We start from the raw sequence: 9,498 nt of genomic DNA on the forward strand, positions 1-9,498 counted from the left end.
GCGAGGACGACTAACCTCACTGCCACAGCGCAAGCAATACATTACATTGATTCAAGAAGCTAATATTTCAGGGGCAAGGCTAAAGCAAGCATGTAACGAGGTCGGCATTAGTCTACGTACCTACAGGCGTTGGTATAAACAAGGTCAAATAGCTCATGACAAGCGTGCTGAAGCTGTGCGTCCTATCCCTAGCAATAAGCTGACTGATAATGAGACAGCAACTATTATTGCCGTCTGTAACGAACCCTGCTTTGCAAGCCTACCACCGACACAGATCGTACCCACTTTGCTCGACGAAGGTATCTATCATGCCTCAGAATCCACCTTTTACCGTGTACTTAAAGCCCATAATCAGCTAAACCACAGAGGACGTAGCCTAGCTCCTAAAGTCAGTAGTAAGCCGCAATCATTTACCGCTACAGGGCCATGCCAAGTGAACCGCCCCGGAATTGTCGGAGACTCAACGCTCCAAGAGAATACGACAATGAAAACACGAAACTATACCCCTGAAATGAAAGAGCGCGCCGTCCGTATGCTAATTGAAGCTAAAGACGACTACCCATCCACCTGGTCAGCCATCAAAGCCATAGCGCCAAAGATAGGTTGCACGCCTGAGACCCTACGATCATGGCATAAAAAGCACATTGATAAAACCATTCCTGCAAACATTCAAGCTCAAAATCAAGCGGAGCGTATTAAAGAGCTTGAACGTGAGAACAGAGAGTTAAAGCAAGCCAATGAGATTATAAAGAAAGCAGCAGGTCTTGAAGCCCAGGCGGAGCTCGACCGCAAACCCAAATAATGGTTGATTTTATTGACGATCACAAACAACAATATGGAGTCGAGCCAATCTGTAGAGTATTACCGATTGCTCCATCCACATACTATCGTGTTAAAGAGCTAGAAGAAAGTCCTGAAAAACGTTCACAGCGTAGTCAGCATGATGAGTTCTATCTAGGTGAGATTAAACGTATCTGGAAGGACAGCAAATGCCGATACGGTGCTCGTAAAGTCTGGAAACAGTTAAAATCTGAAGGTGTACATCCTGCACGTTGCACTGTAGAGCGGTTAATGCGTCAGCATGGTATGCAGGGTATTTGGCGAGGTAAGGGTAAGATAACCACTAAGTCTCGTGATGATCAAAAGCGTGCTGATGATTTAGTTAATCGTAATTTCAGTGCACATAGACCTAACCAGCTATGGGTTGCTGACTTTACTTACGTTAAAACATTGAGTGGTTGGGTCTATACTGCGTTTATTATAGATGTATTTGCCCGTAGTATTGTTGGTTGGAAGGTATCTAATCGTATGAACACCGATATGGTGATGGCAGCGTTAAATCAAGCCATTGCAGACAGGAACAACCCAAAAGATGTGATCCACCATAGTGATAGAGGTATTCAGTACTTATCTATTCGCTATACGGATAAGATGGCTGATTCTGGTGTCATTGCATCTGTTGGTACGACAGGTGATTCATATGATAATGCGTTGGCTGAAACGGTTAACGGGCTTTATAAAACGGAGGTGATTGAATATTTAAAACAGCAGTGGCGGGATGCGTGTGATGTTGAATTAGCAACTCTTGAATGGGTCGATTGGTTTAACAAAACACGTTTGCATAGTACGATTGGTTATGTGTCGCCTTTTGAGTTTGAGAGACGATACTATGATAGCCTTAATGAGTCAGACAAAGCTGCCTGACTCAAGCAATCCACTCTCCGATATAGTCGGGGCGGTTCAGTCCTTCCAAATACGTTTAATCTCATTAAGATAGAAGTCGTCATGCTGGCTACGCTGTGAACGTTTTTCAGGCGTTTCTCCTAGCTCTTTAACACGATAGTATGTGGATGGAGCAATCGGTAATACTCTACAGATTGGCTCGACTCCATTTTGTGATCGTCAATAAAATCAACCATTACTTGGGTTTGCGGTCGAGCTCCGCCTGGGCTTCAAGACCTGCTGCTTTCTTTATAATCTCATTGGCTTGCTTTAACTCTCGGTTCTCACGTTCAAGCTCTTTAATACGCTCCGCTTGATTTTGAGCTTGAATATTTGCAGGAATGGTTTTATCTACGTGCTTTTTATGCCATGATCGTAGGGTCTCAGGTGTGCAACCTATCTTTTGTGCTATAGCTTTGATGGCTGACCAGGTGGATGGGTAGTCGTCTTTAGCTGCAATTAGCATACGGACGGCGCGCTCTTTCATTTCAGGGGTATAGTTTCGTGTTTTCATTGTCGTATTCTCTTGGAGCGTTGAGTCTCCGACAATCCCGGGGCGGTTCACTAAGATACTTTTGTTATCCCGAATTCAGGTTAAGCAATAAAATAGATAAGGAGTATTAAGTTAACAAACTGCTTAAATAATCAGTTATATCATCCTTAAAAGCTATATTTTGCCATTATCTCGACTTGCTGCCCTGTTTTTTCCGTGGAAGCTGTCTTATCCACTCTCTCCCTCCACTCAATCCCAACATCAAGACGAGGTAAATACTCATAAATAATATTTGCACTTTTAACATTCATAGATGTGTTTGCTAAATCATCTACTTTAATCTCTCCATATCGAATATTGCTACGAAGCTTGTTTGTAAAGTTATGCCTATACCCTAAGGTATAGCCAGTTTGTGAAATAAGTTTACCATTTTCAGAGTCACAGCTTAAACTATTAGTGTTATCTGGATGCTTACCTACACATACTGTGGAGTAAGATCCCATACCCTTCCCATTATATACACTAGCATGGAAAGAGTTTTTACCTAAATCTAACTTGCTAGCTAATGACACACCTACGCCTATGTCAGAGTCTTCCCCATTTTCCACTTCACGTGCAGTCATGGCTATGTTATAACTCAGATTAGAAAGGTTGTTTTTGTAACTTACAACTATATCAGGCAAATCTGCATCTTTAAAAACCGGATCTTGAGCAGAAAATCTAAAACCTTTATGCTCATAGTGTAACGCCAGGTCAGGACGAATATTGCTACTACTACCTGCAATAGTTCCTAGTGCTGTACCTCTAAAATCAAGTTGTTCAGTTAATAAAGGGTAAACTGATAGAAATTGACCATTCCATGTCTTACCTACAGTAAGCTCATCAAGCTTTATGTAAGCGTGCCTCAACCGCATTTCAGAACCTCCACTTGCGGCATTTCCATAAAAATCACCTTCAATAAATCCAGTTAACTTTTTATCCTCTATCTTTTTTGTAGTTGTGACATTAATACGTGACTGTCGTGAGTTTGCTTTGAATTCAGATTCACCATTCTCTGGGTTATTAAAGATACCTTCTGCTTTGATATATCCTCCTACACTTAAAGTAGTATCTCCTTCTTTTATAATATCTATCGCCTGTGCGTATGAGCTTAACGCAACTATAGACATGCCGAAGGATAGTTTTTTTGCATATAACATAATATAGTAACTCCCTTTTTTAATTAAAATATCCCTATAAATTATTAGTAGTTAATGCTTCCAAAACCTAATCATCACAATGAATTAGTTTGAAGAAACTATTTTACTTTTATCTTAATCTATTCCTTCTAACATGCTAATAGCTGCTTTCTTATTTAATTCAATGGGCTTTTTTTGTTGTGTCTCTTTATCAAGATACACCAAAACTGACTCTCCACGCGCTACTATCGTATTAAGATTAACGCTATAGTAGGTATATTCATGAACTAAACTCGTATTGCCAACTTTCTTAACTTTCACCCCTATCCATAACACATCGGGGAAAGTAACAGGTTTAAAGTATTGACAAGAAGAAGATGCCATTACTGAAAACGTATTTTCGTTAAATAATTTCAATTGACTGTTATAATGAATACGAGCATTTTGAGCATAAGTATAATAAATGACATTGTTTACGTGTCCAAATTTATCCATATCTCCCCACTCAACCTGTTGGCGGTAAATCACAGCAAAGTCTTTTAAGGGGTGATTAGGGCTTGCTTCAATCACGGTTTTTATTTCTGGTAGTATAGGTGAATCGACCATAGTGATATTCTCTTGTTTATATCAATCAACAAAAATGTAGACTACTAATAAGTGAATACTTATTTTTATATGTTGATTAAGTAAGATCTTATAGTTAAATTAAATTCTGTTCGTACATCAAACGGATTTTCTTTTTATCAAGCTTACCAACACTTGTTTTAGGCATTTCGGTTAAGAATCTTATATCGTTTGGAATACCATATTTAGGTAATAATCCTTTCTCTACAGCCTGATGCCCTAATGCTAAAATATCTTCTACTTTCGTATCCTGATGCTCAGTTTTCAGTACGATTAAAGCTAATGGTCGCTCGCCCCATCTTTTATCAGGCACGCCAATTACTGCTATATCTTCAACGCTAGGATGTAATGAAAAAATAGACTCTACCTCTAACGAAGAAATCCATTCACCACCTGATTTAATAACATCTTTAATACGATCAGTAATTTTTAAAGTTCCATGCTCGTTAATGGAAGCTATATCTTGTGTATGCATCCAACCTCCCTTCCATAGCTCATCACCAGCATCAGGATCCTTAAAATAACCTTGCGTAAGCCAAGGAGCTCTTACTACTAACTCGCCTGTAGATTGGCCATCTAGAGGTTGTGGATTACCTTCTTCATCCCAGAGCTGCATTGAAACAAGAACTAAAGGCGCACCTGAGCTACATCGATAACTAACTAACTCATCAATGGGTAGATTGTTAGTTTCATAATCATAAGCCGTTCTTGACAACACTGGACAAGACTCAGACATTCCGAATCCACACATGCATTCGATACCATTCTCTAATGCTGCTTTTGCTAAACTTTCGTTCAGCTTCGAACCTCCTACTGCTAATTTTAGTCCATTAAATTTACGTCCCCTACTAGACATTTCTTTCAAAAGCATTTGTAAGATTGTAGGAACGCCATGGGATAGTGTAACTTTATGTTGTTCTATTAGATCGACAAGTGTACTTGCTTGATAACGCCCCGGATAAACCTGTTTTAGACCAATCATGGTCGCTGCATAAGGCCAACACCAAGCATGCACATGAAACAGGGGGGTCATGGGCATATATACATCACTATATCTAGCACCTTGTGCTTCTGAATTTAAAGCTGAAGCCAATACACCCGCAATACATTGAAGAACTATTTGCTTATGGGTAAAAAATACCCCCTTAGGATTACCAGTAGTACCACTTGTATAGAAAGTAGTAGCAATTGTATTTTCATCGAAGTCCGGAAAAATGAACTCATCATTTGCCTCCTTTAATAATGACTCATACTCACCATCAACGAACTCTGGAAGTTTGACTTGTTGATTATATTCATCATCGCACCAAATGACTTTTTCAATTGAGGGTGCCTCGAATTGATAATTTTTAATCATTGGGGCGAACTCAGCATTTAGTAACAATGCTTTAGGTTTCGCATGATTAATAGTGTATAAAATTTTGTCTTCAGACAGGCGAATATTGACCGTTTGTAAAATCATACCTGACATCGGAATAGCAAAATATGCTTCTAGATATCTATGGGTGTCCCAGTCCATGACTGCTACAACATCACCCGCTTTTAAGCCCATATTCTTCAAGGTATTTGCTAAACGATTAACTCGTTTGAAAAACTCAGAATATGAATATGTGATTTTATTAGCGTAGCTTATAGTTTGATTTTGAGAAACAATTTTAGAGCGATTAAGCAACTGCTTAATAAGTAATGGGAATCCATATGCTTCTTTAGCTTGATAGTAGTCGCTATGCTGATTGAGAACCTTCGTCATTTAATCATCCTTAATTAAAAAAAATAGAATATAGAGGTTGTTTTCTCTAAACCTTTTCTATAACCATAGCCACTCCCTGACCGACGCCAACACATAAACTTACTACAGCATATTTTCCATTAAGCTTATGCAGAGCTCGAGCGGTTGTTAAAGCAATCCTAGCACCAGAGGCGCCTAGTGGATGTCCAATTGCTATCGCACCACCATGAGGATTTACTCTTTTGTCTTCAAAATCAATATTAAGGCCTTTTAAACAACTTAATACTTGTGAAGCAAAAGCCTCATTAATTTCGATAATTGCCATATCATCTAAAGTTAGATTAGCCCTCTTTAAAGCCAGCTTAATAGCTTCAATGGGACCTGCTCCCATAATTCGAGGCTCAATTCCAACTGACGCGGAAGATATTATCCTAGCAATAGGCTTAAGGCCTAGTTTTTCTTCTGCTTGCTTTGAACCAATAATTAGGGCTGCTGCGCCATCATTAATACCTGAAGCATTGCCTGCAGTGACTACTCCTCCTTCAAAAAGAGGTTGTAATTTTTTGAGTTTGTCTTCTGTAGAATCTGGGCGTGGATGCTCGTCTTCGATAATTTGTAAAGACGGTTTTTTTCTTCCTTGCGAAACTGTAATAGCAGTAATTTCATCTTTAAAAAAACCTTCTTTTTTAGCCGCTTGATATTTAGCTTGAGATGATGCAGCAAAGTGGTCTGATTCTTCACGAGTGATACCATATTCTTTTGCAACATTATCACCAGTCTCTGGCATAGAGTCATTACCAAACTGTTTAATAATTAGTGGGTTAGGAAAGCGACTACCTATGGTTGTATCAAAAAATTTCACATTACGCTCGAATGGTTTTTCTGATTTAGAAAGAACGAAGGGTGCTCTGGACATGGACTCAACACCACCTGCTAGTATCACATCTCCTTCACCACAGGTAATACAGCGCGCTGCATCAATAATTGACGAAAGACCTGAAGCGCATAGTCTGTTAATAGTTTGACCGGGAGTCATTACATCTAGACCTGCTAATAAAGCCGAGTTTCTGGCTACATTTCTAGAATCTTCTCCCGCTTGGTTAGTACTTCCTATCAACACTTCATCAAAAATATCATTAGGTAATTTATTTTTCTCAACTAAAGCTTTAATAACTTCAGAGATTAAATCATCGGCTCTAACCGTTGATAAATTTCCAGCATGGCGACCAAAGGGACTTCTTAAACCATCGTAAATATAGGCATTTAACATAACTAATCCTTGTTTTTTAAGTTGAAACATTTAAGTGGAAAAATAGTTCTTAAAACGTTCTTTGTTGGGTAAATAATGATATTCCATGTTTGGCTCTACGATATAGCCATGAACTAGGACGATACCGTGGATCACCAGTAGATACTAACAACCTCTCTAATATCAAAAGTATACGCTGTGGTCCCAACTTATCTCCCCATTCTATAGGCCCATAAGGATATCCAAGACCTATCTTAACAGCATTATCAATGTCCTTAGGAGTAGCAATATGCTGGGCTGCCATATCACATGCGAGATTGATAATCATAGATAATACTCTTTGTGCTACAAAACCAGGACTCTCTGAAATAATTGTGACACTAGTACTTATATCTTTATCCCTATTGTTAGACGTTTCCTTTGAGAAAACTGAAAGTGCTTGTTGAGTAAACTCTTTGTCCGTTACAATGCTTGGCATTAAATTGCAGTGTTTTTGAAAGTCCAACAAAGGATCTATAGCTACAACTTGACGAGCATTAACTTCATATCGCAAAGCAGCATCCGTAGTATCTTCTCCATAGATAGCTAACAAAACTAAACTGTCTGAGTTAGGATGAGAGCTTTTATCTATAGGGATGTTATTTTCAATAAGATAATTAATAATTCTTTCTTTATCTTCATCTATATCAGCACCAACCCATACAGATGTAGGATCTCTTTTGGGTTCGTCTAAACTAGGAGTGTAAGGCAGAACTTTTCTACCCTCTTCATACCTGTAAAACCCCTCACCAACCTTCCTTCCTAGTTTATTACCATTTAGCATTTGACGAGTTAGAGGATGAGGACGATATCGAGGTTCTTGATAATACTGATTGTAAATTGACTCCATGACAGGATGCGAAACGTCTAATCCTGTCAAATCCATAAGCTCGAATGGTCCCATTCTAAAACCAACACCTTGGGTTAGAATTGTATCGATTTGCATAAAATCTGCTATATTCTCACCCAATATCTTCAATGCTTCAGTTCCATAAGCTCGCCCTGCATGATTTACAATAAAGCCAGGGGTATCTTTTGCAGTAACACCTAAGTGCCCCATACGCTTAGCTAAATTTATTAAGGTATCAATTACCGAGGGCTTAGTACTTAACCCTGATATGACCTCTACGACCTTCATTAAGGGAACAGGATTAAAGAAATGGTAACCTGCTACCCTCTGAGGATACTGGCACTTAGAAGCAATGGCTGTTACAGATAATGAAGAAGTGTTAGTGGCTAAAATAGCTTCCGGTGACACAATGGCTTCGAGATTAGCAAATAATTGTTGTTTGATTGACAAATCTTCAATGATAGCTTCAATCACTAACTCTGCTTTAGAAATTTGTGATAACTCATTAACTACTAGCAAGTTACTTAAAGTAGAATTAATACTTTCTTGGGTGAATTTTCCTTTTTCCGCAAGCACTTTAAGTGTCTTGGCTAAAGACTGGAGCTTACGCTCTGCCTCTCCTAGTTTAGCGTCAAATAAAAGAACTTTAATACCGGCTTGGGCTGCAATTTGTGCAATACCGAGCCCCATAGTTCCAGCGCCTATAATAGCTATTGTATTTATGGTCATATTATTTACCAGATAATTGATTTAAAAGACTGTATCACTGCACTATATTTAAAATAATGAGCTATTTTCCTTTATAAATAGGACTACGTTTTTCCAAAAAAGCTTTAGCCCCCTCTTTTTGATCTTCAGTATCAAATAAAATTTGGAAAGCTTTACGCTCTAGCGCTAACCCTCCTTCAAGCGACATATCTATACCAAGATTTACTATCTCTTTAATTTGAGAGATAGCAATGGGAGAATAGCTCGCTAATTGCTGAGCCAGCTGTGTAGCTGTTTTTATAGTATCTCTATCTTCAACGACTTCAGAAACTAAGCCAATTCTTTCAGCTTCATCTGCACCTATCATATCTCCTGTCAATACCATTCTCATAGCTTTGTACTTACCAACGGCTCGAAGCAATCTTTGAGTACCACCGGCTCCTGGCATTAACCCTATCTTAATTTCAGGTTGGCCAAATTTTGCTGACTTTCCGCAGATAATAATGTCAGCATGCATAGCAAGCTCACATCCTCCTCCAAGAGCATAACCATTGACTGCGGCTATTATAGGTTTACTACAGTTAGTTATAGCTTGCCAGTAATTCTCACTATGACGAAGATATACATCTATTGTTTTTGCTGTTAAAAAGTCATTGATGTCAGCTCCAGCTGCAAAAACACTTTCACCACCTGTTATTACGATGGCTCTAACATTTGGATTAGCATCTAACTGCATAATAACTTGTGCTAGCTCTTTACGTAATTCAGTATTGAGAGCATTACGAACGTGGGGACGATTTAAGGTTATTAGGCAAACGCCATTATCCATGTGCTCATATAAAACTACTTTATCTTCCATGATCAATCCTTGTTCACATAACAATTATGGATAAGGTAATAATAACT

General features: G+C 38.7%; 8 protein-coding genes, 1 pseudogene and 2 other annotated features. Of the genes and pseudogenes, 2 read left to right on the forward strand and 7 right to left on the reverse strand.

Going from position 1 to position 9,498, the window contains the following annotated elements; translation table 11 throughout:
• Both A1019T_RS13340 and A1019T_RS12735 read left to right on the forward strand, forming a co-directional pair.
• Positions 1 to 436, forward strand: a pseudogene (locus A1019T_RS13340) (IS3 family transposase); the annotation flags it as partial.
• A 48-nt stretch (positions 437 to 484) separates the two neighbouring features.
• A protein-coding gene (locus tag A1019T_RS12735) for an IS3 family transposase (RefSeq protein ID WP_095532624.1) occupies positions 485 to 1,704 on the forward strand; the annotation gives its coding sequence in 2 pieces (ribosomal slippage) (positions 485 to 767 and positions 767 to 1,704; 1,221 coding nt in all).
• Positions 760 to 876 (forward strand) — a sequence feature (AL1L pseudoknot). Its footprint overlaps the gene before it by 117 nt.
• A 147-nt stretch (positions 1,705 to 1,851) precedes the next feature.
• Positions 1,852 to 1,961, reverse strand: a sequence feature (AL1L pseudoknot).
• On the opposite strand, the gene A1019T_RS12740 is transcribed toward A1019T_RS12735, so the two are convergent.
• The 7 genes from A1019T_RS12740 to A1019T_RS12770 all read right to left on the reverse strand — a co-directional run bounded on the left by A1019T_RS12740 (position 1,919) and on the right by A1019T_RS12770 (position 9,451).
• Positions 1,919 to 2,236, reverse strand: a complete 318-nt coding sequence (locus A1019T_RS12740; protein WP_077452084.1) for a transposase — start codon at positions 2,234 to 2,236, stop codon at positions 1,919 to 1,921. Its footprint overlaps the feature before it by 43 nt.
• Before the next feature lie 146 nt (positions 2,237 to 2,382).
• The gene (locus A1019T_RS12745) at positions 2,383 to 3,414 is read right to left on the reverse strand and encodes a porin (RefSeq protein ID WP_077452086.1); all 1,032 of its coding nucleotides are present in this window, start codon (positions 3,412 to 3,414) and stop codon (positions 2,383 to 2,385) included.
• A gap of 114 nt (positions 3,415 to 3,528) precedes the next feature.
• Positions 3,529 to 3,999 carry an acyl-CoA thioesterase gene (locus A1019T_RS12750; protein WP_077452088.1) on the reverse strand — a complete coding sequence of 157 codons (471 nt, stop codon included), beginning with the start codon at positions 3,997 to 3,999 and terminating at the stop codon, positions 3,529 to 3,531.
• Positions 4,000 to 4,093: 94 nt separating this feature from the next.
• Positions 4,094 to 5,767 carry a fatty acid--CoA ligase gene (locus A1019T_RS12755; RefSeq protein ID WP_077452090.1) on the reverse strand — a complete coding sequence of 558 codons (1,674 nt, stop codon included), beginning with the start codon at positions 5,765 to 5,767 and terminating at the stop codon, positions 4,094 to 4,096.
• Positions 5,768 to 5,813: 46 nt separating this feature from the next.
• Positions 5,814 to 7,016, reverse strand: coding sequence for a 3-oxoadipyl-CoA thiolase (locus A1019T_RS12760; RefSeq protein ID WP_077452092.1), 1,203 nt, complete (start codon positions 7,014 to 7,016; stop codon positions 5,814 to 5,816).
• Positions 7,017 to 7,065: 49 nt separating this feature from the next.
• Positions 7,066 to 8,613 (reverse strand): 3-hydroxyacyl-CoA dehydrogenase, encoded by a 1,548-nt coding sequence (locus tag A1019T_RS12765; protein WP_077452094.1) that lies wholly within the window; start codon positions 8,611 to 8,613, stop codon positions 7,066 to 7,068.
• Positions 8,614 to 8,674: 61 nt separating this feature from the next.
• Positions 8,675 to 9,451: an enoyl-CoA hydratase gene (locus A1019T_RS12770; protein WP_077452096.1), complete on the reverse strand. Its 777-nt coding sequence runs from the start codon at positions 9,449 to 9,451 to the stop codon at positions 8,675 to 8,677.
• Between the last annotated feature and the right edge of the window lie 47 nt (positions 9,452 to 9,498).

This window comes from Psychrobacter piechaudii (genome assembly GCF_900162825.1).
In the GTDB taxonomy this organism is placed as follows: Bacteria; Pseudomonadota; Gammaproteobacteria; order Pseudomonadales; family Moraxellaceae; genus Psychrobacter; species Psychrobacter piechaudii.

Coding starts and splice junctions, on each gene's coding strand:
- A1019T_RS12740 (WP_077452084.1), bottom strand. CDS start 2,236: ATGAAAACACGAAACTATACCCCTGAAATGAAAGAGCGCGCCGTCCGT.
- A1019T_RS12745 (WP_077452086.1), bottom strand. CDS start 3,414: ATGTTATATGCAAAAAAACTATCCTTCGGCATGTCTATAGTTGCGTTA.
- A1019T_RS12750 (WP_077452088.1), bottom strand. CDS start 3,999: ATGGTCGATTCACCTATACTACCAGAAATAAAAACCGTGATTGAAGCA.
- A1019T_RS12755 (WP_077452090.1), bottom strand. CDS start 5,767: ATGACGAAGGTTCTCAATCAGCATAGCGACTACTATCAAGCTAAAGAA.
- A1019T_RS12760 (WP_077452092.1), bottom strand. CDS start 7,016: ATGTTAAATGCCTATATTTACGATGGTTTAAGAAGTCCCTTTGGTCGC.
- A1019T_RS12765 (WP_077452094.1), bottom strand. CDS start 8,613: ATGACCATAAATACAATAGCTATTATAGGCGCTGGAACTATGGGGCTC.
- A1019T_RS12770 (WP_077452096.1), bottom strand. CDS start 9,451: ATGGAAGATAAAGTAGTTTTATATGAGCACATGGATAATGGCGTTTGC.